Below are 26,715 nucleotides of genomic sequence, written 5' to 3'. Positions count from 1 at the left end.
TGGGGGAAACGCCCGGTCCCATTCCGAACCCGGAAGCTAAGACCCACAGCGCCGATGGTACTGCACTCGTGAGGGTGTGGGAGAGTAGGACACCGCCGGACACAACCACAAAGGGTGGCCCAAGCAACGACGCTTGGGCCACACCCCTTTAAACCACCACCACCACCAACACCAACAGCAGCCCCCAGCACCAGCGCAGGGAGCTGCACCCGTTTAACCACCAAACCCGGCGAGCAAACCACCCCAGGCCGCAGCCATACCCCCACCCGGCGGGCAGACACCACGGACCGCATTCCGCCTCTCCGTCCGCCTCACGGAGATGCCGGTTGTGAAACTCGTGCGGTCCTACACGCCGGTGCCGCGGGCCCCGCCAAGCGGCGGGACCCGCAGTATTCAACGCATCAGACCGCCACTCACCGGCCCCAGAACATGCTCAGTTCCTCGGCGAGTCCACGTCCCTGGCTGAACCCCGCCTCGGCCGCCGCTGGACGCAAGGCGAAGTTCATGGCGTTCGCGCCGAAGAGGTGCTCGACCTCCGCATCCGGCGAGACGACCGCGACGGCGCTGCCGGCGTCGCGCAGTTCTTCGACCTGCTTCTCGAGCTGCATGTCCCACTCCGTGGGAGTGCGTGTGCGCCCACCGAAAGGCGAGAGGATCAGGACCCGTTCGGAGCCGGCGGCCAGGTCGGCGTTCTCATTACGGCGATATCCGCCGTCGATGTATTGCCGATCCCCGATCCGGTAGGCGAAGCCGCTGGAGCAGCTGGCGGCGACAGCGTCTGCGAGTGCGACCCCGCTGTGCCGGTCGAACACCACGGGCTCGCCCGTCTGTGCGTCGACCGCGGTGAGGAGGATCCGGTGTTCCGGCCACTCCTGCCGGGGCAGGCGAGAGGAGACCGTGGCCTGCCATCGCGCTTGAACCGACGGGTCCGAGGAACCGGGAAGCTCGAGTGCGCCCGCCCCCATCCGGCGTCGCATGTCCGCCGCATCCAGTGACGAGGCGATGATCCCGTCTGTCCGCTCCAGGTGATTGATGGTGGAACCCGCCAGGCCGCGGCGCCCGGCGTCTCCTGGCGCCGGTGCGGAGTGCGCGGGCATGGATCGTGCCGGCGTGGCGACCGTGGCCGCATGGAGATCGGCCGGGAGTGCTCCCGCGAGCTGAGCCGTGGCGGTCGCGCCGGCGGAGGTGCCGATGACCAGATCGGCGTCGTCGAGGTTCAGGCCGCCGTCGGCCAGCCCGGCGATCACGCCGATCAGCCAGGCGTTGCCGGTGGAACCGCCACCGCCGAGGACGAGGGCGCGTCGTGCGGGATGTTCACGGGAGGGGGCGGCCGAGAGGGCAGCCTGAGAAGAAGTGAGATGGTGCATGGGAGTCGCCTTTCGCGAAGTGCCGGTACGGCGCTCCCGGGGCGGCTGCGTCAGCCGCGGAATCGTGGGCGGAGGGGAGCGCCCATTTCAGATACTGCGTACATGGGTCTCACCTCCTGCGACTTGATCACGATCAGGGGAATAGTCGCACACCGGCGACGGGGAAGCAACAGCTGCGGGTCAGCCGTGCCGGGTCTCCGCCAGGGCGACCAGACCGAATGCGCCGAGAGCGGTGCCCGTCACCCGGTCGATCACCTTCCGGAAGCGCGGGCCGTCCAGCCACCGCCGGAAGTAGTGTGCCGCGGTGATGATCAGCGTGAACCAGAGAGCCGCCTCCAGATTGCTGATGACGGAGAGCATCAGGCCCATCCACAAGGGGGCGATGGTCGGGACGAGGAACTGCGGGATGACGGCGAGGCAGAACATCCCGTATTTGGGGTTCAGGATGTTGGAGAGGAACCCCTTGATCCAGGTCTTCCCGAGGTGCTCCGGCGCGATCGCCGCCGTGCCGCCGGGGGCGGTGACGGTCTCGCCGCCCGTGTGGAAGGACGCCCGCCAGAACGAGAAGGCCAGCCACAACATGTACCCGGCGCCGATGATGCGCAGGATGTCGTAGGCGACGGTGGAGACCGCCAGCAAGGCCGAGACGCCGGTTGCCGCGGCCACGCCCCAGATGAACGCGCCCGTGATCATGCCCAGCGCCGCCGTGTACGCGTGGCGGCGGCTCCGCCCCAGCGCGTAGCGGAGCACCAGAGCGGTGTCCGTCCCCGGCAGGATGGTGATCAGGACGGACAAGGCGGCGAAGCCGAGCAGGGACTGTTCAAGGGTCACCCGGTCATCGTAAGGGGCCGCCGGGAGTTCGCGCCGTGCGTTACACGCGCCCAGGCTGACAGCCCGCTGTGAAGTGCGTCCCCCGATTCGACCCGCTCTCGCCCGCGCGGGACAATGGATTCATGCCAGCAACCACCAGGAACCAGGTCTCCTCACGCCCCGGAAGACCCGCGCGCGGGCAGGGGTCGAGCGGGAAGACCACTCAGGGTCCCGCCCCACAGGCTGCGAGGTCCGGGCTGGGTCCCGCCTGGCAGTTCGCCGCTCTCGCCGTGGCCGTCGTGACCCTGGTCCTGGGGCTCCTGTTCACCGGCGCCGCCGGCGTGCGTCAGCTCTCCGACCCCGGCGCTCTGGTCCGCTGGGGACTCCCGGTGGCCAAGACCGTCCACAACCTCAGCCTGGCGGTGACGGTCGCGGCGCTCGCGTTCGCCGTCGTCGTCCTGCCGCAGGGGATCCGGGCGCCGCGGCGCGGAGGCGAGACGAAGGACGTCCCGGAACATCCGGCATTCACTCGGACCATGCTCCTGGCGGGTGTGGCCGGAAGCCTCTGGACGGTGTCCGCCATCGCCGTGCTGGTGCTGACCTACGCGAACGTCTCCGGACAGGCGCTCAGCGGCGACACCGAGTACACCAAGGCCCTGGTCTTCTTCATGAGCGACTTCCCACTGGGCCGCGGCTGGCTGTTCGTGGTGATCGTCGCGGCGCTCGTGGCGACCGCGAGCTTCGGACTGCGCAACACCACAGCCCTCGCCTTCACGCTGCTCCTGGCACTGATCGGCATGGTGCCTCCGGCGCTGAACGGTCACGCCGCCAGCTCCAACGACCACGCGGGCGCCGTGAACTCCATCGGTCTGCACGTGCTGGGCGCGTCGCTGTGGGTGGGCGGCGTGGCCGTGCTGGCGCTCATCTCCGGCCTCCTGGCGCGCCCCGCGTCCGGCACTCCGCGCCGCGACATCACGGCGGCGACCCTGAAACGGTTCTCCGCGCTCGCGCTCTTCTGCTTCCTCCTGGTCACCGCGTCCGGCATCATCAGCGCCTCGATCCGCATCACCAGCTGGCACAACCTCTTCTATTCGCCGTACGGGCAACTGGTGCTCGTCAAGACCTTTTGCGCGCTGGCTCTGGGCGCCATCGGCTACATGCACCGCTCCTGGATCATCCCGCGGCTGGGCGACGACGACGGAGCGGCCTCGCGCGGCAAGGGCGCCGCGGTGCCGAGCAAGGGATCCCTCACCGCGCAGCGCGTGCTCTGGCAGGTGATCGGCGTGGAACTGCTGGTCATGGCGGCCACCAGCTCCGTCGCCGTCGCGCTGTCCTCCTCCGCGCCACCGTCCGAGACCAAATACTCGGAGGATGCCAGCCCCGCCTTCATCCTCAGCGGCTACGAGCTTCCACCGGAACTCACCCCGGAGCGCTGGATCTCCGAATGGCGTCTGGACTGGCTGTGGGTGGCCGTGGCCGTCCTGGGTGCGGTGGCCTACGCCCTGGGCCTCATCAAGGTGATCCGCCGCGGTGACCGCTGGCCGGTCATGCGCGCCGTGTCCTGGTTCATCGGCCTCGCGGCCCTGACCTACATCATCTCCGGCGCCCCCGGTGTCTACGGGCACGTCATGTTCTCCATCCACATGGTGGAGCACATGGCCCTGACCATGGTGGCGCCGATCTTCCTGGTGATCGGCTCGCCCATCACCCTGGCCCTGCGCGCACTCGCCCCGCGCACGGACGGCAGCCGCGGCCTGCGCGAATGGATCCTCGCCTTCGTGCACTCGAAGTTCTCCCAGGTGGTCACACACCCGCTCTTCGCCGCCGCGAACTTCGCCGGGTCGATCGTGCTCTTCTACTACTCGGACTTCTTCGGCTTCGCCATGCGGGACCACGTGGGCCACGAGCTGATGAACCTGCACTTCCTCCTGACCGGTTACATCTTCGCGCTGACCATGATCGGCCAGGATCCGCTGCCGCGCCGGGCCCCGTTCCCCATGCGCCTCCTGCTCCTCCTCGCGACCATGGCGTTCCACGCCTTCTTCGGGGTCTCCATCATGGGCGGGACCAGCCTGCTCGCGGCGGACTACTTCGGGAACCTGGGCCGGGCCTGGGGTCCGAGCGCGATCGTGGACCAGCAGCACGGCGGCGCGATCGCCTGGGGGATCGGCGAAGTGCCCACCGTTCTGCTCGCGATCGGGGTGGCCATCATGTGGTCGCGGTCCGATGAGCGGGAGACGCGGCGGACCGACCGTGCCGCGGACAGGAATAACGACGCCGAGCTGACCGCTTATAACGACATGTTCGCCCGTCTTGCCCAGCGGGACGGTTCACCCACCGGACGCACTGCGCCCACTCACGACGCAGCCTCTACGCTGGAACCCGGCACGCCGGAACCGAAGGAGAAAGAATGACCACCGAGAACGCGACCTCAGTGCGCAGCGCCACCCGCGTCCGCGCCTCCGAGCTGGTGGGCCGCAAGTGGCTCAACACCGGTGGGGAACAGCTCTCCCTCGAGAAACTCCGCGGCAAGATCGTGATCCTGGACTTCTGGACCTTCTGCTGCATCAACTGCCTGCACGTCCTGGACGAGATGCGCCCGCTCGAGGAGCAGTACAGCGACGTCCTGGTGACCGTGGGCGTCCACTCCCCGAAGTTCGAGCATGAGGCGGACCCGGTGGCCATCGCCGCCGCCGTGGAGCGCTACGAGATCCACCACCCGGTCCTGGACGACCCGGAGCTGGACACCTGGAAGGCCTATGCCGCCCGCGCCTGGCCCACCCTGGTGGTCGTGGACCCCGAGGGTTACGTGGTGGCACACCTCTCAGGCGAGGGCCACGCCGACGGCCTGGCCGTCCTCATCCCGGAACTCATCGCCGAACACGAGGCCAAGGGGACCCTGCACCGCGGGAACGGGCCGTACGTCGCTCCGGAGCCCACCTCCGGCACCCTCCGTTTCCCGGGCAAGGCGCTCCTGCTGCCCGCGGGCCGCGGCTCCGAGCGGGACTCCTGGCTCGTCTCCGACACCGGGCACCACCGGGTCCTGGAGCTGGCCGACGACTTCGACACCATCCTGGCCGCCTACGGTGACGGGACCAAGGGACACGTGGACGGCGCGGAAGCGGCCCGCTTCAACGAGCCCCAGGGACTCACCCTCCTCCCCGCCGAGCTGGCGGCGCGCGTGGGGTACGACGTCGTCGTCGCGGACTCGGTCAATCACCGTCTGCGCGGCATCAGCCTCGCCACGGGCGAGGTGACCACGCTGGCCGGCAGCGGCGTGCAGCGCCTCCTGGAAGCCGGTCCTGCTCGCGTGGACGACGACGGCGCCGGTTACGGCGGGCCGCTCGGCGCGGATCCGCTGCAGGTGGCGCTCAGCTCGCCGTGGGATGTGCTCTGGTCCGAATCGCTCCAGACCGTGGTGATCGCCATGGCGGGTGTGCACCAGATCTTCGCGTTCGCTCCGGAGACGGGCGAGGTGTCCATCCTGGCGGGCAACGGACTGGAGGGCCTGCTGGACGGCGCCGCCGATTCGGCGTGGTTCGCGCAGTCCTCCGGCCTGGCCGAAGGACCTGACGGTGTCATCTGGGTGGCCGACTCGGAGACCTCCGCGCTGCGCCGCCTGGTGCCCACCGGCGATTCCGGCCAGGTGACCGTCGAAACGGCCATCGGCAAGGGTCTCTTCGACTTCGGATTCCGGGACGGCGAGGCCGCCGAGGCGCGGCTCCAGCACCCTCTCGGCGTGACCGTGCTCCCGGACGGCTCCGTGGCGATCGCGGACACGTACAACGGCGCGGTGCGCCGCTACGACCCAGCCTCCGGCGTCGTGTCCACCCTGACCCGTGGGCTCGCCGAGCCCAGCGACGTGGTGCTCGACCCCCGTGGCGCCGAGCCGCTCCTCGTGGTGGTGGAGGCGAACAAGCACCAGCTCGTCTACGTGCCCATCCCGGCCGAGGCGCAGCAGGTGGATGAGGGTGCCTCTCAGACGCAGCGGCCCACCTCGCCCGTGGCTCCAGGGTCCTTCGACCTCACGGTCCGCTTCACCGCCCCCACGGGCCAGAAGCTCGACTACCGCTGGGGCGACCCGACGCAGCTCAAGATCTCGTCGACGCCGCCGGAGCTCCTGGTTTCGGGCGGCGGCACGGGTGAAGGCCTGAACCGCACGCTCGAGCTGTCCTCCGAGGTCAGCGAAGGGATCCTGCACATCACCGCCCGCGCCGCGGCCTGCGACGGAGCGGAGGGCCCCGACGGCGAGATCCCGGATCACGCCGCCTGCCACCTGTACCAGCAGGACTGGGGCATCCCCGTGGTCCTCACCGCGGACGGTGACACGGAGCTGGTCCTGGACCTGCGCGGCATGGACTGAGGTCCCGCCCGCGAAAGAACAGATGGTGCCCCTTCCCGGCGTGGGAAGGGGCACCATCTGTTCTTTCGCGTGTGTCCGGGAGGCGCCGGAGGTTCTGCGCGGACGGCTCAGTAGTCGACGACGGGGGTGACGGTGACCTTGTCCGCCGTGAAGCTCAGCGTCACGGTGAAGCTGAAGGGATGGACCTGGTCCAGCGGGCCGTCCAGACCGGTGAACAGGTCCACGGCCTTGGCGTTCAGCTTCGCCTTGCCCCCGAGCGGTGTCACCACCCAGCGGCCGTTGTACGGCTGGATCTCCACCTTGGGGTATTCCACGATGCTCCAACGGATGGACCCCTGCGTCACGCGTTCCAGACCGGCGTGGTAGAACGGGCAGTCCGGCTGGAGGCGCTGCTCGTGGTTGGCCTCGGCGGCGCAGTCATCCAGGTACTTGTGAACCTGGGAGGAGACCGCGTCGGACAGGCTCTTGGTGGCCTCGGTGCTGAGATTGACCGTCTGGCCGCTACTGGGCCCGGAGACCGAGACCCGCTGGGCCGGAGCTGCGAAATACGGGGAGGTGTAGGAGGCCTCGTAGCTGCCCGGGAAGAACACCGGGAACTGCCCGTGCCCCCGGGGGGTGTTCACCGTGACGCCGTTGACCGTGGCCAGATTGGAGTTGACCACGTTCACGGTGATGGTCGGCAGACTGGCCGGAACCAGCTGCCATCGCGTGAAGAACAGCCACTCCCGCCCGGCGGGTTCCACGAGGAAACGTGTGCTGTTCTCGACGCCGTCCAGGGAGTAGGTGACGGGCACGGTCATCCGCCCGTCCGCCTGGCGTTCGGGGTTCCCGACCGTGAGGTCCTCGAGTTTCTCCATCGACGCCTTGAGGCCGTCGCCGTCCAGGAGGCTTGCGTTGCCGGCCGGCACCTGGGAGCGGACCAGCCCGAGGGCCTTGCCGCCGTCGCCGTCCTTGAGGGCGGAAAGGTACGCCCGCACCGGCTCCTGGGCGCCGGCGGGCCCGGAGTTCACCACGACGATCGTCACGATCGCAGCTGCGGCCACCAGCATGATGCCGGCCAGCCAGGATGCGGCCACCTTGATGGTGGTCTGTGTCCATGTCACGCTGCTCTGAACCTCATCTCGCTTCCGGTCAAATGGCCTGTCCTTCGCCCGGGCCGTGGGACGCACCGGTTCAGCGGCGCCTGCTTCTCGACGACGTGCCGAAGATGCTGCGGCCCAGGTCCCGGCCCAATTGCGTTCCGAGCGACCGCACCATGGAGCGGAGACCGCCGCCCAGTGCAGAGCCCAGGCCTCCCATGATGTCACCCATCGGGTTCGGTGCGGGTTCCGGTGCGGGTACGGGCGGTGCCGGCGTGCTCGGTGCGGGAGCACTGGGGGCGGGCGCCTGGGACGGCGCGCCGGGCGCCGAATGGCCGAGGATCTCCGCCTCGATCCGCCGGGCCTCCTCGTCCACCGAATTCTGGTCGACCGGGCCTGAACCTGCGGCCGGCTGCCCCGTGGCGGCACCCGGCTGCCCGGGCGCTCCACCCTGGAGCTTCTCGAAGGCGGACTGGCGGTCCGTGGCCTGGCCGTACTCGGACGCCAGGGCCGAAGCCTGGATCACCTGGTTCATGGTGGCGTCGTCCGCCGGGCCCATGAGCGATTCCGGAGCCCTGAGCCGGGTGAGCGCCACCGGGGTGGGTGCGCCCTTCTCATTCATGACCGTGATGACGGCCTCGCCGATACCGGCCGAGGTGAGGACCTTGTCCAGGTCGTAGTCGCTGACGGGGAAGGTGGACACCGTGGCCTTGAGGGCCTTGGCATCGTCCGGGGTGAAGGCGCGCAACGCGTGCTGGACCCGGTTCGCCAGCTGGCCGAGGACGTCCGCGGGGACGTCCTTGGGCGTCTGGGTCACGAAGAAGATGCCCACACCCTTGGACCGGATGAGGCGCACGGTCTGGGTGATGGCCTGGAGGAACGCTTTGGAGGCTCCCGTGAAGAGGAGGTGCGCCTCATCGAAGAAGAACACCAGCTTGGGCTTGTCCAGGTCCCCGGCTTCCGGGAGGGTCTCGAACAGCTCGGACAGCAGCCACATGAGGAAGGTGGAGAACAGCGCCGGCTTGTCCTGCAGGGTCGGCAGCTCGAGGGCGCTGATGACGCCCCGCCCGTCCGGCGCGGTGCGCAGAAGCTCGGACGGGTCGAATTCGGGGAGGCCGAAGAACTGCTCCATGCCCTGGGCCTCGAGCGCCACGATCTCGCGCAGGATGACGCCGGCCGTCGCCTTGGACAGGCCGCCGAGCTGGGCCAGGGCCTCTTTGCCCTCATCCGAGGTGAGGTGCTGGATGACGGCCCGCAGGTCCTTGAGGTCGTCCAGTTCCAGCTGGTTCTGGTCCGCGAAGTGGAAGATCAGCTGGAGGCTGGACTCCTGGGTGTCATTGAGATCCATGACGCGGGAGAGCAGGATGGGGCCGAAGCTGGTGATGGAGGCCCGGACCGGGATGCCCTTGCCGTTGCCGCCCAGGGCCAGGTACTCGACCGGGAAGGTGGCGGCTTTCCACTGCTGGCCGAGTTCGGCGGTGCGCGCCAGGAGCTTGTCCCCGCCGGCGCCGGGGGCCGCGAGGCCGGAGAGATCGCCCTTGATGTCTGCGAGGAAGACGGGCACTCCGGCGGCCGACAGCTGTTCGGCCATCATGTGCAGGGTGACCGTTTTTCCAGTGCCCGTGGCACCCGCCACGAGGCCGTGCCGGTTCATCATGCCGAGGGGCAGACGGACCGGGGCGTCCTGGTGGACGACGTCATCCACGATCGCGGCGCCCAGCTCGATCACGGGGCCGGAGAACGTGTAGCCCTCGCGGATCGTCTGGACCTTGTCCTCGGTGCTCTTGGAGTCAGTGCTCTTGCTGGCCATGGCCATAGCTTAGCGGGAGGGGGTGTCAAAGCCTTTGAGGCGGCAGGGCCCCGCCCGGAATCCGTGGTCCAGGGTGGTGGCGGATCTTCTGTCGGACCCCTGTCGTAGGCTCGTGGCATGACTCACACCCCAGAGGACATCAAGACGATCCTGCACCGTTATCTCCGGGCGCGGAGAACGGGACTGCTGGCAAAACTGGACGGTCTGGGAGAATACGATCTCCGCCGTCCCCTGACACGGACCGGGACCAACCTCCTGGGCCTCGTGAAGCACGTCGCCAGTGTCCAGGCCGAGTACTTCGGCCTGGTCTTCGACAGACCCTTCGACCACCCGATGCCCTGGGGCGCCCCGGATGCCGAGGACAACGCTGACATGTGGGTGCCGGAGACCGAATCCGTGCAGAGCATCCTGGAACTGCACCACGCCTCCGCGGCCCACAGCGACGCCACCATCGACGCGCTGGAGCTCGACGCGCCCGGAGTGGTCCCATGGTGGAAGCCGGAAACGCGGAACGTCACCCTGCAGCAGATCCTGGTTCACGTGGACATGGAGACCGCCCACCACGCGGGCCACGCGGACATCGTGCGCGAGCTGATCGATGGCAGCGTCGGATACACGGCGGGGCATCCGAACCTTCCAGACTTCGATGGCGCCCGCTGGTCCGCCTACCGCGACCGGATCGAACAGGCGGCCCGTGCCGCCGCCGCAGTCGCAGGGGAGGCCGTCCATGAATGAGGAGCGGGGAATGCTCGCCGCGTATGACTCCCAGCTGAGGCTCGACGCCGAAGCGCAAGGCGCCCTGGCGTGTCGCCTGATGCACTGGTATCCCCGGGAAGGGGTGCTCGTGGAGGCCCCCACCGTTCCGGACGGAGCCGGTGAGAGCCCGTTCCTCCCGGTCATGACCGCGGTGTTCGCCGGTGAAGCGGGCTTCATCAGTCACGGGGCTCCGGGCCGGAGCGGAACGCCGTCGCTGCTCCGGGAGGAACTGGCCCGCCCGGGCCGGATGCCGGCCCTGGTCCGTGCGGCAGTGGGCTCCGTTCTGGATCTGGCGATCGAAAGCCAGGCCGGGCGGGAGGGGGCCGAGCCCGGTGGGGGACTGAGCGGACCGGACGGGGATGACGTCATCCGCTCGGCTTCGGCGGACCAGGGTTCCTCTTCCCAGGCCGGCGCCGCCCGGGAGAGCAGCCCGGTCCCGGGTGGCGCGCCGGTCCGAGCGCCGCGTCGGCCGCTGTCCACCCTCGAATGGAAGACCCGCAGCCATGACGGGCTCACCGGCCTGGACGAAGCCCTCCAGGCCGAGGGCTTCACCCGCGGTGAGGAGGAGTCGGTGATGATCGGCGAATCCGCCGCGCTCGCCGTCGACGTGGCGCTGCCGGACGGCGTCAGCCTGCAGCGGGTGCGGTCCGTCGAGGACGCTCTGGCGCTGTGCATAGCGGCGGAGGACGCCTTCGACGGCAGTGCTGCCGAGGCCCCGCGCCGGGCCGCCGACCTGATGGGCCGGCTGGCCAGGGGACACGGCACGGAGGCCTGGATGGCCTTGGCGGAGGGGGAAGTGGTGTCCGGCGGACGCCTGGAACCGGTGCCGGGAACCGATTTCGCCGGCATCTGGGGTGGCTTCACCCTGGAGGACTGGCGCGGACAGGGCATCTACCGTGCGGTCACGGCGCAGCGCGCCCGGACCGCTCTCGCCCACGGCATCAGCCTGATCCACAGTGATTCGACCGACTACTCGCGGCCGATCCTGGAACGGTACGGCTTCGTCCGCGTCACCGGGACCACGCCCTTCGAGATCGAATTCGGGTGAACGCTCGAATCCGGACGGCTCCGGAAACTCAGGGATGACGCCGGGATGAAGGCGGTGATGACGCCGGTGGTGACGCGAGGGAACAGATGATGCCCGTTTCCGCTCGGAGAAAGGGCATCATCTGTTCCTTCGCGACCGGCAGGGAACGGTTGGGCAGGGAACGGTCGGGCAGGGGGGCGGGGGATCCTCCCACCGGGGAAGCGCAGTCCGGACGAGTCTCAGGCCTCAGGCAGAGGTTTCGTGAAGGCCAGGTGTTTGACCTCTTCCGGATCGGCGTCGAGGTCGAAGAGGGGTGTGTACCCCGTGGCCAGATACAGCGACTTCGCCTCCGGCTGCCGTGGACCGGTGGTCAGGTACACCCTGGTGTAGCCGCGCTCGCGGGCCGCTCGCTCCAGCTCCACCAGGACCCGCCGGGCCAGGCCCTTGCGCCGGTGCGCCGAGTGCGTCCAGATCCTCTTGAACTCCGCCGTCTCCGCGTCGTAACGGCGGAACGCCCCACCGGCCACGGTCTCCTCGCCCTGCTGCAGGATCAGGAGGGCGCCGTGCGGGGGCTCGAACTCGCTGGCCGGATAGCGGGACAGTTCCTCCTGGGCGCCGGCCGCTGAGAAGAAGTCCCCGTACCGGGTGGAGTACTCCACGGCCAGTTCCTCCAGCAGCGGTTGCACCCGGGGGTCACCCAGGGCCACCTGGACGACGGTCACCTCGAGATCCCCGGCCGGGGCGGGAGCCGTGGCGGGTACGGTGACAGGTGCGGTCAGGGAGTTCGCGGTCATGCTCATGGGGTCTTCCGTCTCTGAGGGTCGTTTGCGGAATGCTGTGGGCGGGACAAAAGGGTGCAACACAGCGGACGGCGCCGGGGAGGGGGCCACTGTGCCGTTCAGGCACGCAGCCGTTCCGGCGCGGGTTCGGGTTCGGCGCCGGAAAGGCCTCCGGCCGCGACGTCGTTGAGCGCCTTGAGGAGCCGGCGCGCCAGGGCGTCGTTCTCGCGGAACGGGGCGGCGTTGGTGCGCGGCCGCGCGAAAGCGGCCGATCCCCACGCCGAGGTCCACGGCCCGACGGCGAACAGGTGGTGCCGCTCCGCGCCGTCGGGCCCCAGGATCCTCTGCTGAGCGTCTACGGCCAGGCGGCCGGAGCTGCTGACGCCGGCCCGGGTGAGCACCTGCTTCTCCCGGCCGAGACCGCTGCTGCCCAGCTGCCAGAGGGCTGGGTTCCGGGAACCTTCGACGGTCGGTTCGGGCAGTCGGGCCTCCACGAAGGCCGAGGCGCGCACGGTGTCCAGGGTGCCGGGGAGGGACACGATGAAGGTCCCGCTCGCCTCGTCGGGGGTGATCTCGGCCCCGGGACCGAGGAACCGCAGGAATCCGCCACGGTGCAGCGCCAGCATCTCCTCGAGCCGGTGCGGCGGCGGGCCGGAGTCGATGAACGAGAAGAAGCCGTGCCACCACTCGTTGATCTCGGCCAGCGCCGATGCGCTCAGGCGCTCCACCGGCACGAGGGTTCCCAGCGCGAAATAGGCCTGGAGGAAGCCCATGAAGAGCGCGGTCTGCTCGCTGTGGGCTGGATCGCCGCGCACGTGGAGATCCTCCTCGATGTGCCGGACCACTGCGGCCTCACGGTCGGCCAGTGTGCGCTGCCCTGCACCCTGCTCCGCTCCGAGAGGCCGGTCCAGCTGTTCGAAATCCAAGCGGAAGCGGGAGTCCGGCACGAAGTCCGCCAGGAGGCGCCGTTGCTCGGCCGAACCCCATTCCACGGTGTCCAGCCGCCGCCCGAAGGCGTCCCACGGACCGTCGACCCGCTCGGGCGACGCGGCGAACAGCTCGGCGTAGTAGGCGTGGGCCACGTCCTTGGCCACGAGAGGCCAGAGGTGCTCCCGGAACCCGATCTCGTCCACGGAGTTCAGCAGCGCGCCCACGGCCTCCTGAGTGAGGTAGCGGGGTCCGCCTGCCGCAGGGCCCCGCAGGGGGACCTGCGGCTTGGCGTGATACGGCACGCCACGCCGTGAACCGGCCCAGAGCCGCGGCTCCCGTCCGGAGGGCAGGTAGTCCAGCCCACCCTCGGGACGGGGCGTGAACCGGCCTCCCCGGCCTTCGAACAGCAGAACCATCAGATCCACGAACGCCAGCCCCATGCCGGACACCAGCACATCCTGACCTGGGGCGATGCCGGAATAGTCGGCGTCCGCGGTGTAGGCGGGCGGCAGATACAGGCCGCCGTGCCGGTCCGCGAACGAGGCCAGGGAGCGCTCCCGGGCGTCGGGGCGGGCGTCGCTGTGCCCCAGGGAGTAAAGCACGACGTCGGCGTCCAGCACCGGGCCGGACGCCAGCTGCACGCGGTACCCGGCGTCGTCGTGGTGGACGGCCGTCGCGGTGTCCCGGTGCACGGTGACCCGGGCGCGGGGCGCCAGCCGGAGCCCGGCCCGGTGCAGGAACCAACGCGCGTAGGCCCCGAAGAGACGGCGGCTGGGGAACGACCCGGCGCGGAGACCCGAGGCTTCGGCGAGCAGTGCGGGGTCTTCCAGCGCGGGGTCGGCGGGGTGACCGTCGTCGTCCAGTTCGCCGTCGGTCAGCAGGCCCGCCCAGGCCAGCAGGTCCGGGCCTTCGGCGCGCGGTCCGGCGCAATGGACGGTGGCGTCGGTGAACAGGGTGATGTCCTGTGCCATCGAGTTCAGCAGCAGGCCGGCGTGCTGGTCGTGTCGCCAGACGCGGCCCGAACCCGCTTCCTGCGGGTCCACGAGGTGCAGGTCCACCGGGGTCCGGAGGAGTTCGGGTGCGCTCGCGGCCAGCCGTTCCAGGACTCCGGCGACGCGCGGACCGGCCCCGATCATGACGAGCGTGGGCCTGCGGTGACTCATGGCTTTCTCCTGGGACGCGGGCCGCACGACGGCGGCGGGATCGGTCTGGTGGAACCTGACCTTAGGAGCGCCGGCCTGCCCGAATCCAGCCCATCCGTCATGCCCCGACACCCCCGTTCACGGCTCGTCACGGAGCGTCGTCCGACGCCTCATATGGCCCCGCGTGACCTGCGAAGACGTGCCGTGAACGGGGGTGCAGGAATGTGAATCGTCCCCTTGAACACGCGCCGCGGCGGTCCATAGATTGGCACCCAATCCCACTGTCACTGATTTCTGAGGACGTCCCATGAGTGTCATCACCAATACCCCGGCAGGGCCCCCGGAGGGGGTGCTCGGCCAGCCCGCCGAATCCCGGAAGGCGGCCCCCGCAACGGGCCTCCCCGCGACCTTCGACGACGGTACGGAACACCGTCACTCCCTCGGCCTGCTGACGGCGGATGGAACCACCGATGGAGGAGGCTCCGCGGACAGCCCGGTTCCGGCCCTTCCGGCCGGCGCCGACCTCCGCGTGGTCCCGGCCCGCCATCCGTGGCGCTGGGTGGGCACCGCGCTGGTCACACTCCTCGTGGCGGGGATCGCCTACTCGCTGGCCACCAATCCGCGCTGGGAGTGGGGCGTGGTGGCCCAGTGGTTCACCGCGCAGTCCGTGGTCAACGGGCTCCTGGAGACGCTCAAGCTGACCGTGATCGCCGGGACGCTCGGTTTCGTGCTGGGTTTCGTGCTGGCCCTCATGCGGCTCTCCGCCTCGCCCCTTCTGGTGGGTGTGGCCTGGACGTTCTCCTGGATCTTCCGCTCCACGCCCCTGCTGGTCCAGCTGCTGCTCTGGTACAACCTGGGTTACCTGTACGAGAAGATCAGCCTCGGCATCCCGTTCACGGACGTCCGGTTCTTCGAGGCGTCCACCACCACCCTGATCAGCCAGTTCGCCGCGGCGGTGCTGGGCCTGAGCCTCAACCAGGCCGCCTACTCCGCCGAGATCATCCGTGGCGGCATCCTCTCCGTGGACGCGGGTCAGCTGGAGGCGGCCGCGGCCCTGGGCATCCCGGCGTGGCGGAGGAACACCCGGATCGTGCTGCCGCAGGCCATGCGCGCCATCCTGCCCAATGCCTTCAACGAGATCATCGGCCTGGTCAAGGGCACCTCCGTGGTGTACGTCCTCGCGTATTCGGAGCTGTTCTACACGGTCCAGGTCATCTACAACCGCACTCAGCAAGTCCTACCGCTGCTCCTCGTGGCGACCCTCTGGTACGTGGTCATCACCTCGGTGCTGAGCGTGGCCCAGTACTACATCGAACGGCACTACTCCCGCGGTTCGGTCCGGAACCTGCCTCCGACGCCGTGGCAGCGGATCCGCGCCAACCTCGCACCGGGACGCCGCCCGGCTCACTCGGCCGCGCCCAACCCGACCACAGCTTCCCCGGCTGCGCCTCAGGCCGCAGGCCAGGAGATCACCCGGAAGGACCTCCCATGAGCACCCTGGAAACAGCACCCGCCGCCGCTCCAGACACGGAGAACGCGGCATCCGTCACGGGGACGGTGGGCCGTGTGGACATCGTCAACGCCCACAAGAGCTTCGGCCACGTCGAAGTCCTGAAAGGCGTCGATCTCACGGTCCGGCCCGGCGAGGTGACCGTGATCGTGGGGCCGTCCGGTTCCGGGAAATCCACCCTCCTGCGGACCATCAATCATCTGGAGACCCTGAACTCCGGGTACATCGCGATCGACGGCGAACCGGTCGGGTACCGCCTCAAGGGGAACCGCCTGCTGGAGCGCAAGGAGAAGGACATCCTGGCCAAGCGGACCGGCATCGGTTTCGTCTTCCAGAACTTCAACCTCTTCCCGCACCTGACCGTGCTGGAGAACGTGACCGAGGCGCCGATCGTGGCGCAGGGCCGCAGCCGGGAGGCTGCCACCGCGAAAGCGCGGGAGCTCCTGGACCGGGTGGGCCTGGCGGACAAAGCACAGGCCTACCCGAGGCAGCTCTCCGGAGGGCAGCAGCAACGGGTGGCGATCGCCCGCGCGCTGGCCCTCGAACCCCGACTGGTGCTGTTCGACGAACCCACCTCCGCCCTGGACCCGGAACTGGTCAACGAGGTCCTGGACGTCATCCGGGACCTGGCCCGGACCGGCACCACGCTGATCGTGGTCACCCATGAGATGGGCTTCGCCCGGGACGTCGCGGACACCGTGGTCTTCATGGACCAGGGCCGCATCGTCGAGTCCGGCACGCCCGCGCAGCTCTTCGGCAACCCCCAGCAGGAACGCACCCGGGCCTTCCTCTCCAAAGTCATCGAACCGGCTTTCAACATCTAAGGAACACCATGCTTCACCGCACCGCACAGGACACCGTCCATCCGCCGCATCCCCGGGCCACGACGACGGCGGGCGCCCCGGCAGCCGGCACCCGCACCCGGGTGCCCGCCCCCACCCGGGTGGCCGGGCTCCGCCGCCCCGCCACGAAGCGCGCGCTGGCTCTCGCAGCGCTCGCCGCCGTCGTCGTCCCCGTGCTCGCGGCCTGCTCCGATCCGGGAGCCAGCGCCGCCGCCGGTCCGAGCACCGCGGCCCGCAACGGCGTCACGTACAACACCTCGCCGCAGCAGGACCGGGTCCGGACGCAGAAGGACGCTGCCGCCGCCGCGAAGGTCCCGGCCGCTGTTTCCCAGGACGGGAAGCTGACGGTCGCCACGAGCGCCGGTTCCATCCCGCTGTCCTTCCACGCCACGGATGACAAGACGCCCGTCGGCAGCGAGCTGGACATCGCCCAGCTGGTGGCGGACAAGCTCGGCCTGGAACTGGACGTGAAGGTCACGTCGTGGGAGAGCTGGCCGCTGAAGACCCAGTCCGGCGAGGTGGAGACCGTGTTCTCGAACGTCGGGATCAACGGCGAACGCGTGAAGCTCTTCGACTTCTCCAGCTACCGCGCCGCGTACATGGGGTTCGAAGCGAAGAAGGATTCCACGCTGGAGATCAAGGGCTCGGACGACATCTCCGGCAAGAAGATCTCCGTGGGATCCGGCACCAACCAGGAGAAGATCCTGCTGGCCTGGAACAAGGAGCTGGAGGCCAAGGGCAAGGCTCCCGCGCAGCTGGAGTACTACGCCAATGAGGCCGACACCATCCTGGCCCTGTCCTCCGGCCGCACCGATCTGAACCTCGGCCCGTATCCGTCCGCCGTGTACCGCGCGAACACCCGGAACGATCTGAAGGTGGTGGGCAAGGTCAACGCCGGCTGGCCGGCCACCACACTCGTGGCGGCCGTGGCCAAACGCGGCAACGGCCTGGCGGACGCCGTGACCGAGGCCCTGAACTCCAGCATCAAGGACGGCAGCTACGCCAAGGTCCTCGCACGGTGGGGCCTCTCCGAGGAGGCGCTGCCGGACTCCGAGACCATCACGGCGGAGAACTACGGATCCACCCCGGGAGCGAAGAAATGAAATTCCAGGTCCTGGACATCATTCCGCATCTGAAGAATCCGCTGACCGGGGAGATCGTCTCCCCGTCCGAGCGGCTGAGCCAGGTGGTGGAGACCGCGCGTCGGGCCGAGGAACTCGGCTTCGACTCCTTCTCCGTGGGGGAGCGGCATGCGGGCGAATTCATCTCCTCCTCGCCCACCACGGTGCTGGCCGCGATCGCCGCCGTCACCAGCCGGATCCGCCTGCAGAGCGGCGTCACGGTCCTCTCGGTACTGGACCCGGTCCGCGTGGCCGAGGACTACGCCACGATCGACCAGCTCTCCGCCGGCCGACTGGAACTCGTGATCGGCAAGGGCAACGAGGTGCTGCAGTACCCGCTCTTCGGGCTGTCCCTGGACGATCAGTGGGAGCTGCTCGCCGAGAAGTACGGGCTGCTGCACCGGCTCTGGCGGGAGGAGGGCGTCACCTGGGAGGGCCGCTTCCGGCCTGCGCTCACGGATCCGACCACGACGACGCCGCGCCCCTTCGCGGGCGCCCCGCGCGTCTGGCACGGCTCGGCGACGTCGTTGACCAGCGCGGCGCTCGCCGCCCAGTACGGCGACCCGCTCTTCACCGCGAACGCCATCCAGCCGCGGGAGAACTACAAGGTCCTGATCGACCACTACCGCGAAGAGTACGCGCGGCACGGCCATGATCCGCGCTTCGCGTACCTGGCCTCCGGCAGCGGCGCGGGCGGGCTCTTCCTGGCCGACACGACGCAGGAGGCCAAGGCCCAGTTCGGCCCGGTCTACGAGGCGCTCACGGCGCACCGGAACGTGCCGGGCAACAACTCGCCGTACCGGGACATCGACCACGCCGTGGACGAGGGGCCCGCGCTCGTGGGCAGCCCGGAGCAGGTGGTGGACAAGATCCTGTCCTATCACGAGCTCTACGGGCACGACCTCCAGTCCATCTCGCTGCCCACCACCCTGCCGTTCGCTCAGCAGCTCGAGCTGCTGGAACGCTTCGCCACCGAGGTCATCCCGAAGGTCCGGGCGGTGGCCCCGACCACGTTGTGGGAGGAGGCGGACCCGTACGGCGGCCGCCCCGCCGTCGCGGGAGCGCTCGAACCCGACGCGGCCACTCGCATCACCCAACTCAACCACCAGCACAGGAGCCAGCATGCCTTCGTCAGTTGACAGCACCGCGGCCAGCCAGGCCACCACGACCCCGGTGACCACCCCGGAGCCCAGCGCCTTCCAGGCCGAGTGGGACGCCTGGCACGCCCGGCACGAGGAGCAGCGCGCCGCGCCGCACGGATTCCTGGCGGTCACCGGACTGCACTTCCTGGACGATGCGCCGCAGCGGATCGACGGCATCCCGGGGCTCTGGAACGCCGTGGAGGACACCGTGACCATCACGCTCTCCGCCGTCGAGCGTCTCAGCTGGGACGGCCGCGAGCTGAACCCGGACGGCACCGGCAGCACCACGGTCCTGGGGCCCATCGCCGAGCGCGACGCCGTGCTCCTGGACCACGGCCGCGTGCAGATCGAGGTGGCCCGCCGGGGAGGTTTCCTGGTGGTCCGGCCTCGCGATCCCGGTTACTCCCTCCGCGCCGGCTATCCGGGCACGCCGGCCTATCCGGCCTCCGAGGAGTTCGCCGTGACGGCGCAGGTCGAGTACTTCGACGCGCCCCGGGCCGTCACGGTGGGGGCCGTGGTGGAGGGGATCGAACACGTCTACGAATCTCCGGCCCGCCTGCGGTTCACCCTGGGTGGCCAGGAGCACGTGCTGACCGCTTTCAACGGCTACGCCCCCGGCACCCTCAACGTGCTCTTCACGGACCTGACCAGCGGTGACACGACCTATCCGGCCAACCGCTCGCTCGTGGTCACCCCGGCCGAGGACGGCACCGCCATCCTGGACTTCAACCGCGCGGTGAACCTGCCGTGCGCCTACACGGACTTCGCCACGTGCCCCCTTCCGCCCGCGGGGAACCGCCTGCCGGTGGCGGTGGAGGCGGGGGAGAAGCTGCCGCGCGAGCGCGCCACGGCGGACGCTTCGCCAGCCGCCGGGACCCCGGAGACGGAGGCCGCGGCATGAGCGGTTTCCTGATCCTCGAAGCGGACGGCGCCGGGTCGCACCCCGCGGCCTGGCGCGCCGGCCGGACCGCGCCGGCGTCGGTCCTGGGACCCGAAGGGCTCCGGGACGTGGCGCTCGCAGCCGAATCCGCGGGGTTCCACGCCCTGAGCTATGTGGACGGGCCGCTCCCGGAGGGACCCGACGCACAGGCTCGCCTCAACGCCCTGCAGCGAGCGGCGTTCGTGGGACCCCTGACCCATGCGATCGGGCTCCTGCCCGAGGTCGACACCGTCTACACCGAGCCGTTCCACGTGGCCACCCAGCTGGCCAGCCTCGACTACGTGTCCCAGGGCCGTGGCGGCTGGCTGCTCGCGGCGAGCGACGACGCGCGGGAGGCCGCCGCCGTCGGGCGTTCCGTGGCGGACGGTCACCGCCGCCGGGCCGAGGCGGGCGCGTCCGTCGAGGCCAACCGCCGGCTGTGGGATTCATGGGAGGACGACGCCGTGATCAAGGACGTCGACTCGGGCCGTTATCTCGACGCCGACCGGCTGCACTACGCCGACTTCCAGGCCGATCTGGGCGACGGCGAGGGCTACTTCGTGAAGGGTCCCTCCATCATCCCGAGGCCGTTGCAGGGGCAGCTGCCGGTGGTGGCGCCAGCAGGTCTGGTGTCCGCGGACGGCCCGCTGACGCCGCTCGACGTGGACGCCGTCCTGGTGAGTGGGTCGTCCCTGGACCGGCTGCGCACCGAGCTGTCTCAGGCGCGGGAGGCCTTCGGCGCCCGGCCGGAGGGCGGTCCCGCGGTGATCGCCGAACTGGACGTGGTGCTCGACGCGCGGGGCCTGAGCGCCGCCGACCGTCTGGGCGTGCTGGACGCGGCGACGCCGTGGAACAGCGGGCGGGCACGGTTCGTGGGGACGGCCGAAGGCCTGGCGGATCTCCTGGAGGAACTCCTGGCCCTGGCCGACGGAGTCCGCCTGCACCCGGCCGTCCTCGACGAGGACCTGCCGGAACTGTCCGCGCTGACCCTCCCGCTGCTGCGCTCGCGGAACCTCCTGCGCCCGACGGCGCCGGGAGGCACCTTCCGCTCCGTGCTGGGGCTGGGGCGCGCGGTCAATCGCTATTCGACGGAGGCCGCGCAGAGCGTCGCGGCCGGGACAGGGGCACAGGCATGAGCGGCGACAGCACGCAGGGGCACACGACGGCGGACTTCAGGCCGAGCGGGCGGATTCAGTTCGGGATCTTCTTCCAGGGCGTCAATTCGGGCACGGTGTGGAAGACGCCGGAAGCGGGTTCGCAGACGGATTTCGAGTCCTTCCGCCGGATCGCCCAGACCGCGGAACGCGGCTTGTTCGCGGCGTTCTTCCTGGGCGAGGGCCTGCGCCTGCGTGAGCACCTGGGCCGGGTCCACGAGCTGGATGTGGCGGGACGCCCCGACGCGCAGACCATGCTGGCGGCACTGGCCGGCGTCACGGACAAGATCGGCCTGGTGGCCACGCAGAACACCACCTACAACGACCCTGCGGACCTGGCGCACCGCCTCGCCTCGCTGGATCTGATCTCGGGCGGCCGGGCGGCGTGGAACATCGTGACCACGGACAACGCGTGGACGGGACAGAACTTCCGGCGCGGGGGATATCTGGATCACGCCGACCGGTACACGCACGCGGAGGCGTTCGTGACGGTGGCCAAGGAGATCTGGGACTCGTGGGAGGACGACGTGATCGCGGGCGACGGCGCGGCGAAGTCCTGGGCGTCCGCATCTGACGGGGGAGCGGGTGCTTTCGCCCGCCGGGTGCGGCACGAGGGGCGGCACTATTCCGTGGACGTCGTACCGCGGCTGCCGCGCAGCGAACAGTACCGTCCGGTGCTGTTCCAGGCGGGCGACTCTCCGGAGGGGCGGGACTTCGCGGCGCGGCAGGCGGACGTGATCTTCTCGGCACACCCGCAGCTGGAGGACGCCCGGGCGTTCCGGGCGGATCTGGTGGAGCGCACCGTCGCGGCCGGACGTCACCCGAATGCCCTGCAGATCTTCCCCGCGAGCGAGTTCATCCTGGCGCCCACGGAGGCCGAGGCGCTGGAGAAGAAGGCGTGGGTCCGGTCCTTGCAGATCGGGCCCCAGCAGGCGATCGCGTTCCTGGAGCAGTTCTGGGGCACGAGCCTGTCCGGTTACGACCCGGACGGGCCTCTGCCGGACATCGATCCGGTGGTGGAGGAGACCAGCGAGACGCGCGGCAGCGGCTTCCACGGTGCCCGCGCGCGGCAGCTCGCCGATCAGTGGCGGGCCGAGGCCAAGGACAAGGGGCTGTCCATCCGGCAGTTCGTCACGGCCCAGTCCGCCCGCCGGGATGCGACGTTCACGGGCTCGTACCAGTCGGTGGCCGACCACCTGGCCGTGTACGCGCGGGACGGCGTGGTGGACGGGTTCAACATCTCGCCGTGGCTCATCCCGACCGGTCTGGACGAGATCGTGAACCACCTGGTCCCCGAGCTCCAGGAACGCGGCGTGTACCCCACGGAGTACCGCGGGAGCACACTTCGCGAGCATCTGGGGCTCCCGCTGCCCGTGCGCGGCTGACGCGCTGATCCTCCGGAGTGTGCCGTCGTCGTCTCATCCGGGACGACGACGGCGGCCGCCTCCGGTCGCCCTCAGCAGCCGTTCGGCCCACACCCGGCCTCCTTCGATCGCGGACTGCGGCGACTCGATCCGATACTCGACGTCGAGCATGCCGAGCGCCAGCAGCGCCCAGTCCAGTGTCTTCGCGTGAACGGTCACCCGGCAGCTGCTCTCAGTGACCTCGGAGACGGTGGACCACCGCCCGATCTTCTCCACCACATGGCCCTGCGGCGCTGACACCAGCGCGATCACGTCGTTCGTGTTCGCCGCTCTTTCGGTTCCGTCCCGCACGAAATCGACCGGGCTGTCCGCGGGCAGCGTCCGGGGAGCGAAGCGGGCCCCGGCCTGGACCGGCCTGCCCATCCGGTCCAGGCGGAAGCTGCGCCATTCACCACGGTCCAGGTCGTAGCAGACCAGGTACCACCGCAGTCCGAGCCGGACCATCCGCAGGGGTTCGACGTGCCGCGTGCTGGCGCGCCCGTCGGCCGCCGTGTAGTCGAAGCCGATCCGCTCCTGGTCCCGGCAGGCCTGGCCGATGATGATCAGGACCTCGGGATCGATCTGTTCCTCGACCGGCTCCCAGAAGTGGCTCTCCGTGGCGGATCCGATCGCTTCGACCCGTCTCCTGAGCCCCTTCGGCATCACCTGGACGAGCTTCGCCAGCGCACGCACCGACGCCTCGGCGACGCCGCTCACCGCACCCTGAGCCGCCGATCGCAAGGCGATCGCAAGAGCGACGGCCTCCTCGTCATCCAGGAGCAGCGGCGGCATCGCCGCGCCGGACGCGAGCTGGTAACCGCCGTCGACCCCGCGCGCGGCTTCCACGGGGTATCCGAGGTCCCGCAGGCGGTCGACGTCGCGCCGCAGCGTGCGCACGGACACCTCCAGCCGCCCGGCCAGCTCGGCGCCCGGCCAGTACCGTCTGGCCTGCAACAGGGAGAGCAACCGGAGGGTTCGTGAACTCGTGTTCGCCATGTTCTCATTCTGCTCCGAATTGAGGACGGAAAGTGACACCAATGGTGCGTAGCGTGGAAGACATCAAGACCGGAACGACCAAGGAGATGTCATGACTGCACGGATGATCAACGCCGTAGGCACGGGCGAGAAGGCCGATCTGCTGGGCGCCCTGGCCCAGGCGCGCGAGTTCCTCGGCTACACCTGCCGCGGGGTGAGCGAAGAGGACGCCAGGAAGCGCACCACCGTGAGCGAGCTGACGCTCGGTGGCCTGATCAAGCACGTCACCTCGGTGGAGCGGCACTGGGTCGACTTCATCGTGAACGGCCCGGAGTCGGCGGCTGCGAAGACTGACTTCTCCAACCTGACCGAGGAGGATTTCGCCCGGTACGCCGACGGATTCCGGCTCACGGAGGGTGAGACGCTGGCCGGCGCCCTGGAGGACTACCGGGCCGCTGCGGAGGAGACCGAGCGCGTGGTCGAGGAGCTGGAGGACCTCGGGGTGTCGTATGAGCTTCCCGGGACGCCGTGGGGCGAGGCCCGGTCCTGGTCGGTGCGGCGGACGCTGATCCACATCATCGCCGAGACCACCCAGCACGCCGGGCACGCGGACATCATCCGGGAGGCCCTGGACGGTCAGAAGACCATGGGCTGAACGCCTCGCCCCTGCATGCGGGGACGACGACGGGCGGGGAAGCGGGGCGCAGGCGCTCCGCTTCCCCGCCCGTCGTCGTTGTGCTGGCTAGGCCTGGTCGGCGTCGGACAGGTCCTCAACCGCGGACGGGGCCATGCCCTCGAACAGCACTCCGATGCCATGGGGATCCGCGAGATCCAGCCGTGATTCCGTGAACCGGAGCATCCAGCCGCCATCGTCCCAGATGACGGCTTCGGGTCCGCCGAACAGCGGTTCGCCGCCGCGCAGTGCCAGGAGTTCGTCGTCTCGGAGGCCGAAGCGCGGCTCGGCGAGCTGTTCGAGCAGGTAGGCCCCGGCAAGCCCAGTGAGTTCGTCGAAGCGGGCGATCACGTCTGCGGTGAGCGCCAGGAGGTCCTGCCCGGGCTGCGCCGCGGGCTCCATGAGGACGCTCACCGCCCGCGGGCCGGCGTCGTCTGCGGACTCCAGCATGGCCGTCCAGCACGCCACCCCCTCGGGGGAGTCGATGAGCGTGAACGCCGTACCGGCGATGTCGAGATGGTGCGGGATGTCAGCCACCGGCCCAGTCAATCATCAGCCGCACTGAAAAGACAGTGGCGCCGTGCTTCCCGCCCGGGCGGCGCACCGAGCGTGAGAAGGACACGCCGCCGACCGTCACCGCGGCTCCGCAACCCACTGCCGGGCCTGCCTGAAAACTCCTCGGGGGAACACCCTTGACCTCCGGTACGTGACATGTAACATTGTACAGAGTTGGTGATGTGGATCACATGACACTCACGAGGTCGGAGCCCCGACCCTGGCAGGGAAGACAGGCATGGCGAAATCAACCCCCACCGAAGAGCACCGCGTGCCGCGGCTCGGCATCCAGCTGGAGAACATCAGGAAGCACTACGGCGACCACGTGGTCCTGGACGACGTGTCCCTGAATGTGGAGCCCGGCACCGTCACGGCCCTGATCGGCCCCTCCGGCGCCGGCAAGAGCACCTTCCTGCGGTGCATCAACCTGCTGGAACAGCCGGACGGCGGCACCATCCGGGTGGCGGGCCACACGATCGAACCCGGGAAGAACATCGCGGCCAAGGACCTGGCGCGACTGCGCAGTGCCGTGGGGATGGTCTTCCAGTCCTTCAATCTCTTCCCGCATATGACGGCCCTGAAGAACATCAGCTTCCCGCAGCAGCGGGTCCTGGGCCGCAGCAAGGAGGAGGCGGACGAGCGGGCCATGCAGCTCCTGGAGCGCGTGGGCCTCAAGGAGAAGGCGCACCAGCACCCCGGGCGCTGCTCCGGCGGACAGCAGCAGCGCATCGCCATCGCGCGGGCCCTGGCGCTGGACCCGTCGATCATGCTCTTCGACGAACCGACCTCCGCCCTGGACCCCGAGGTGGGCCTGGAAGTCCTGGCCGTCATGCGGGAGCTCGCCGCGGACGGCATGACCATGGTGGTGGTGACCCACGAGATGCAGTTCGCCCGGGACGTCTCGGACACGCTGGTGGTCATGGCCGACTGCAAGATCATCGAACAGGGTGATCCGCGGGCCATCATGAGCGACCCGCAGGAGGCGCGCACCCGGCGCTTCCTCCGCGCCGTCCTGGAGCGCTGAGATGGACGCGCTCACCGCCGTCGTCCAGGGCCTGCCCATGACGCTGTGGCTCACGCTGGCCGCATTCGCCATCGGCATCGTCGGAGCCGTTCCGCTGTCCCTGGCGCTGACCTCCCCGGTGGCTCCGGTGCGCTGGGCGGCCCGCCTGCTGGTGGACCTGATCCGCGGCGTGCCGATCATCGTCTGGCTGTTCCTGCTGAAGTTCGGCATCCACGTCGGGACGTTCAAGTTCGACCCCGTCAACGCCGCGATCGTCGGCCTGGGGGTCGTCTCGATCGCCTATCTGGCCGAGATCTACCGTGGAGGCATCCAGGCCGTGCCGCGCGGTCAGCTGGAAGCGTCCAAGGCCCTCGGCCTCTCCGGCGCCACCACCTTCTTCGGCGTCGTCATCCCGCAGGCGTTCCGGATCGTGTCCCCGTCCATCGCCACCTACCTGGTGGGGCTGCTGAAGGACTCCTCCATCGCCTCCACCATCATCGTGGCGGAGATGGTGTTCCAGTCGCAGTCCTTCGCCCGGCAGCATCCCACGGTGGAGGGCATCCTCCCGTACGTGATCGTCGGGATCATCTACATCGTCCTGAGCCTGCCGGTGGCATTCCTGTCCCGCCGTCTCGACGCCCGCATGAGGAAGGCGATCTTCGTATGAACTGGCTCGAACAGTGGGCGTCCTACATGCCCCAGATGCTCTCCGGGCTCGGCGTGAGCCTCTTCATCGCCGCCGTCTCGATCGTGATCGGCTACCCGCTCGGCCTGCTCCTGAGCGTCATGGTGCAGCGCCGGAACCTGGTGATCCGCACCCTGGGGCTCGCGATCGTGGAGATCGGGCGCGGAGCCCCGGCGCTGGTCATCCTCTACCTGGTGTACTACGGCCTGCCGAAGTTCGGGATCGCCTTCGAGAGCATCCAGGCGGCCTGCATCGCGCTCGTGTGGAACGCCGCGGCATACTCCAGTGAGATCATCCGCGCCGGACTGCAATCGGTGCCCCGGGGGCAGACCGAGGCGGCCCAGGTCCTGGGGCTGTCCTCCCGTGACATCTTCTTCCGCGTCATCATGCCGCAAGGCATGCGCTCGGCGATCCCGGGCCTGATGGGCGTGGCCATTCAGATGTTCCAGGGCACGTCGCTGGCCTACGCCATCGCCGTCCCAGAGCTCATGAAGTCCGCCTACAACATCGGCAGCCAGGACTTCAACTACTTGCAGATCTTCACCCTGGCCGGCATCTGCTACGCCGCGATCTCCATGCCGGCCACCTGGATCACCGTCTACTTCGAAAAACGTCTGTCCCGCCACGCCTGACCCGGCATTCGAAATCCCCGAAACCCCCTTTTGAGAGG

General features: G+C 69.6%; 23 protein-coding genes and 1 rRNA gene. 16 read left to right on the top strand and 8 right to left on the bottom strand.

Features of this window, described 5'->3' with window-relative positions:
• Positions 1–101, top strand: a 5S ribosomal RNA gene (rrf, locus tag AB4Y75_RS12275); the annotation flags it as partial.
• Positions 102–413: 312 nt separating this feature from the next.
• On the opposite strand, the gene AB4Y75_RS12270 is transcribed toward rrf, so the two are convergent.
• Both AB4Y75_RS12270 and AB4Y75_RS12265 read right to left on the bottom strand, forming a co-directional pair.
• The gene (locus AB4Y75_RS12270; RefSeq protein WP_441436166.1) at positions 414–1,367 is read right to left on the bottom strand and encodes a patatin-like phospholipase family protein; all 954 of its coding nucleotides are present in this window, start codon (positions 1,365–1,367) and stop codon (positions 414–416) included.
• Positions 1,368–1,547: 180 nt separating this feature from the next.
• A complete protein-coding gene (locus tag AB4Y75_RS12265; RefSeq protein ID WP_441436165.1) occupies positions 1,548–2,198 on the bottom strand; it encodes a LysE family translocator in 651 nt (216 codons plus the stop codon).
• 122 nt (positions 2,199–2,320) lie between these two features.
• Here AB4Y75_RS12265 and AB4Y75_RS12260 point away from each other — a divergent pair, with 122 nt between their 5' ends.
• Together AB4Y75_RS12260 and AB4Y75_RS12255 are read left to right on the top strand one after the other, a co-directional pair.
• Entirely contained in the window at positions 2,321–4,591 is a 2,271-nt protein-coding gene (locus tag AB4Y75_RS12260) for a cytochrome c oxidase assembly protein (RefSeq protein WP_441436164.1), read from the top strand.
• The gene (locus tag AB4Y75_RS12255; protein WP_441436163.1) at positions 4,588–6,540 is read left to right on the top strand and encodes an NHL domain-containing thioredoxin family protein; all 1,953 of its coding nucleotides are present in this window, start codon (positions 4,588–4,590) and stop codon (positions 6,538–6,540) included. Before AB4Y75_RS12260 ends, AB4Y75_RS12255 begins: the two co-directional genes overlap by 4 nt.
• Before the next feature lie 107 nt (positions 6,541–6,647).
• On the opposite strand, the gene AB4Y75_RS12250 is transcribed toward AB4Y75_RS12255, so the two are convergent.
• Positions 6,648–7,643 (bottom strand): hypothetical protein, encoded by a 996-nt coding sequence (locus tag AB4Y75_RS12250; protein ID WP_441436162.1) that lies wholly within the window; start codon positions 7,641–7,643, stop codon positions 6,648–6,650.
• A gap of 70 nt (positions 7,644–7,713) precedes the next feature.
• On the bottom strand, positions 7,714–9,435 hold the full coding sequence (locus AB4Y75_RS12245; RefSeq protein WP_441436161.1) for a helicase HerA-like domain-containing protein: 1,722 nt from the start codon (positions 9,433–9,435) through the stop codon (positions 7,714–7,716).
• 111 nt (positions 9,436–9,546) lie between these two features.
• On the opposite strand from AB4Y75_RS12245, the gene AB4Y75_RS12240 reads away from it, so the two are divergent.
• A complete protein-coding gene (locus AB4Y75_RS12240) occupies positions 9,547–10,164 on the top strand; it encodes a DinB family protein (RefSeq protein ID WP_441436160.1) in 618 nt (205 codons plus the stop codon).
• Positions 10,157–11,233, top strand: coding sequence for a GNAT family N-acetyltransferase (locus AB4Y75_RS12235; protein WP_441436159.1), 1,077 nt, complete (start codon positions 10,157–10,159; stop codon positions 11,231–11,233). Before AB4Y75_RS12240 ends, AB4Y75_RS12235 begins: the two co-directional genes overlap by 8 nt.
• Positions 11,234–11,451: 218 nt before the next feature.
• On the opposite strand, the gene AB4Y75_RS12230 is transcribed toward AB4Y75_RS12235, so the two are convergent.
• Positions 11,452–12,012, bottom strand: coding sequence for a GNAT family N-acetyltransferase (locus tag AB4Y75_RS12230; protein ID WP_441436158.1), 561 nt, complete (start codon positions 12,010–12,012; stop codon positions 11,452–11,454).
• A gap of 98 nt (positions 12,013–12,110) precedes the next feature.
• Positions 12,111–14,084 carry an FAD/NAD(P)-binding protein gene (locus tag AB4Y75_RS12225; protein WP_441436157.1) on the bottom strand — a complete coding sequence of 658 codons (1,974 nt, stop codon included), beginning with the start codon at positions 14,082–14,084 and terminating at the stop codon, positions 12,111–12,113.
• Positions 14,085–14,370: 286 nt separating this feature from the next.
• Here AB4Y75_RS12225 and AB4Y75_RS12220 point away from each other — a divergent pair, with 286 nt between their 5' ends.
• Genes AB4Y75_RS12220 through AB4Y75_RS12190 form a run of 7 tightly spaced genes read left to right on the top strand, consistent with a single transcriptional unit; the run spans position 14,371 to position 22,136 of the window.
• Positions 14,371–15,555, top strand: a complete 1,185-nt coding sequence (locus AB4Y75_RS12220) for an amino acid ABC transporter permease (protein WP_441436156.1) — start codon at positions 14,371–14,373, stop codon at positions 15,553–15,555.
• Positions 15,552–16,397: an amino acid ABC transporter ATP-binding protein gene (locus tag AB4Y75_RS12215; protein WP_441436155.1), complete on the top strand. Its 846-nt coding sequence runs from the start codon at positions 15,552–15,554 to the stop codon at positions 16,395–16,397. Before AB4Y75_RS12220 ends, AB4Y75_RS12215 begins: the two co-directional genes overlap by 4 nt.
• An 8-nt stretch (positions 16,398–16,405) precedes the next feature.
• Entirely contained in the window at positions 16,406–17,518 is a 1,113-nt protein-coding gene (locus AB4Y75_RS12210) for an ABC transporter substrate-binding protein (protein WP_441436154.1), read from the top strand.
• Entirely contained in the window at positions 17,515–18,675 is a 1,161-nt protein-coding gene (locus AB4Y75_RS12205) for an LLM class flavin-dependent oxidoreductase (protein WP_441436153.1), read from the top strand. Before AB4Y75_RS12210 ends, AB4Y75_RS12205 begins: the two co-directional genes overlap by 4 nt.
• Positions 18,659–19,579 (top strand): DUF1684 domain-containing protein, encoded by a 921-nt coding sequence (locus AB4Y75_RS12200; RefSeq protein WP_441436152.1) that lies wholly within the window; start codon positions 18,659–18,661, stop codon positions 19,577–19,579. Before AB4Y75_RS12205 ends, AB4Y75_RS12200 begins: the two co-directional genes overlap by 17 nt.
• Positions 19,576–20,733 carry an LLM class flavin-dependent oxidoreductase gene (locus AB4Y75_RS12195; RefSeq protein WP_441436151.1) on the top strand — a complete coding sequence of 386 codons (1,158 nt, stop codon included), beginning with the start codon at positions 19,576–19,578 and terminating at the stop codon, positions 20,731–20,733. Before AB4Y75_RS12200 ends, AB4Y75_RS12195 begins: the two co-directional genes overlap by 4 nt.
• Entirely contained in the window at positions 20,730–22,136 is a 1,407-nt protein-coding gene (locus AB4Y75_RS12190; protein ID WP_441436150.1) for an NtaA/DmoA family FMN-dependent monooxygenase, read from the top strand. Before AB4Y75_RS12195 ends, AB4Y75_RS12190 begins: the two co-directional genes overlap by 4 nt.
• A 33-nt stretch (positions 22,137–22,169) precedes the next feature.
• Here the strand turns inward: AB4Y75_RS12190 and AB4Y75_RS12185 are convergent, their stop codons facing one another.
• Positions 22,170–23,150 carry a helix-turn-helix transcriptional regulator gene (locus tag AB4Y75_RS12185; protein WP_441436149.1) on the bottom strand — a complete coding sequence of 327 codons (981 nt, stop codon included), beginning with the start codon at positions 23,148–23,150 and terminating at the stop codon, positions 22,170–22,172.
• A gap of 91 nt (positions 23,151–23,241) precedes the next feature.
• Between AB4Y75_RS12185 and AB4Y75_RS12180 the strand changes: the two genes are divergently transcribed.
• Positions 23,242–23,784, top strand: a complete 543-nt coding sequence (locus tag AB4Y75_RS12180; protein WP_441436148.1) for a DinB family protein — start codon at positions 23,242–23,244, stop codon at positions 23,782–23,784.
• A gap of 87 nt (positions 23,785–23,871) precedes the next feature.
• On the opposite strand, the gene AB4Y75_RS12175 is transcribed toward AB4Y75_RS12180, so the two are convergent.
• Positions 23,872–24,339, bottom strand: coding sequence for a hypothetical protein (locus tag AB4Y75_RS12175; protein ID WP_441436147.1), 468 nt, complete (start codon positions 24,337–24,339; stop codon positions 23,872–23,874).
• A gap of 256 nt (positions 24,340–24,595) precedes the next feature.
• Here AB4Y75_RS12175 and AB4Y75_RS12170 point away from each other — a divergent pair, with 256 nt between their 5' ends.
• The 3 genes from AB4Y75_RS12170 to AB4Y75_RS12160 are packed head-to-tail and all read left to right on the top strand — an operon-like array spanning position 24,596 to position 26,677.
• Positions 24,596–25,381, top strand: coding sequence for an amino acid ABC transporter ATP-binding protein (locus AB4Y75_RS12170; protein ID WP_441436146.1), 786 nt, complete (start codon positions 24,596–24,598; stop codon positions 25,379–25,381).
• Between the two features lies 1 nt (position 25,382).
• Entirely contained in the window at positions 25,383–26,027 is a 645-nt protein-coding gene (locus AB4Y75_RS12165; RefSeq protein ID WP_441436145.1) for an amino acid ABC transporter permease, read from the top strand.
• Positions 26,024–26,677: an amino acid ABC transporter permease gene (locus tag AB4Y75_RS12160; protein ID WP_441436144.1), complete on the top strand. Its 654-nt coding sequence runs from the start codon at positions 26,024–26,026 to the stop codon at positions 26,675–26,677. Before AB4Y75_RS12165 ends, AB4Y75_RS12160 begins: the two co-directional genes overlap by 4 nt.
• Positions 26,678–26,715: the final 38 nt, after the last annotated feature.

The sequence above is a fragment of the Arthrobacter sp. RAF14 genome, from assembly GCF_052114185.1.
Lineage (GTDB): Bacteria > Actinomycetota > Actinomycetes > Actinomycetales > Micrococcaceae > Arthrobacter_E.
Note: the sequence above shows the minus strand (reverse complement) of the source record. Positions and strands in the feature narration are given on the sequence as shown.

Bases quoted from the DNA above. Each gene is read 5' to 3' on its own strand.
- AB4Y75_RS12195 (WP_441436151.1), top strand. From the start codon at position 19,576: ATGAGCGGTTTCCTGATCCTCGAAGCGGACGGCGCCGGGTCGCACCCC.
- AB4Y75_RS12230 (WP_441436158.1), bottom strand. From the start codon at position 12,012: ATGAGCATGACCGCGAACTCCCTGACCGCACCTGTCACCGTACCCGCC.
- AB4Y75_RS12245 (WP_441436161.1), bottom strand. From the start codon at position 9,435: ATGGCCATGGCCAGCAAGAGCACTGACTCCAAGAGCACCGAGGACAAG.
- AB4Y75_RS12240 (WP_441436160.1), top strand. From the start codon at position 9,547: ATGACTCACACCCCAGAGGACATCAAGACGATCCTGCACCGTTATCTC.
- AB4Y75_RS12235 (WP_441436159.1), top strand. From the start codon at position 10,157: ATGAATGAGGAGCGGGGAATGCTCGCCGCGTATGACTCCCAGCTGAGG.
- AB4Y75_RS12260 (WP_441436164.1), top strand. From the start codon at position 2,321: ATGCCAGCAACCACCAGGAACCAGGTCTCCTCACGCCCCGGAAGACCC.
- AB4Y75_RS12165 (WP_441436145.1), top strand. From the start codon at position 25,383: ATGGACGCGCTCACCGCCGTCGTCCAGGGCCTGCCCATGACGCTGTGG.
- AB4Y75_RS12180 (WP_441436148.1), top strand. From the start codon at position 23,242: ATGACTGCACGGATGATCAACGCCGTAGGCACGGGCGAGAAGGCCGAT.
- AB4Y75_RS12255 (WP_441436163.1), top strand. From the start codon at position 4,588: ATGACCACCGAGAACGCGACCTCAGTGCGCAGCGCCACCCGCGTCCGC.
- AB4Y75_RS12220 (WP_441436156.1), top strand. From the start codon at position 14,371: ATGAGTGTCATCACCAATACCCCGGCAGGGCCCCCGGAGGGGGTGCTC.
- AB4Y75_RS12170 (WP_441436146.1), top strand. From the start codon at position 24,596: ATGGCGAAATCAACCCCCACCGAAGAGCACCGCGTGCCGCGGCTCGGC.
- AB4Y75_RS12225 (WP_441436157.1), bottom strand. From the start codon at position 14,084: ATGAGTCACCGCAGGCCCACGCTCGTCATGATCGGGGCCGGTCCGCGC.
- AB4Y75_RS12270 (WP_441436166.1), bottom strand. From the start codon at position 1,367: ATGCACCATCTCACTTCTTCTCAGGCTGCCCTCTCGGCCGCCCCCTCC.
- AB4Y75_RS12185 (WP_441436149.1), bottom strand. From the start codon at position 23,150: ATGGCGAACACGAGTTCACGAACCCTCCGGTTGCTCTCCCTGTTGCAG.
- AB4Y75_RS12205 (WP_441436153.1), top strand. From the start codon at position 17,515: ATGAAATTCCAGGTCCTGGACATCATTCCGCATCTGAAGAATCCGCTG.
- AB4Y75_RS12190 (WP_441436150.1), top strand. From the start codon at position 20,730: ATGAGCGGCGACAGCACGCAGGGGCACACGACGGCGGACTTCAGGCCG.
- AB4Y75_RS12160 (WP_441436144.1), top strand. From the start codon at position 26,024: ATGAACTGGCTCGAACAGTGGGCGTCCTACATGCCCCAGATGCTCTCC.
- AB4Y75_RS12210 (WP_441436154.1), top strand. From the start codon at position 16,406: ATGCTTCACCGCACCGCACAGGACACCGTCCATCCGCCGCATCCCCGG.
- AB4Y75_RS12200 (WP_441436152.1), top strand. From the start codon at position 18,659: ATGCCTTCGTCAGTTGACAGCACCGCGGCCAGCCAGGCCACCACGACC.
- AB4Y75_RS12215 (WP_441436155.1), top strand. From the start codon at position 15,552: ATGAGCACCCTGGAAACAGCACCCGCCGCCGCTCCAGACACGGAGAAC.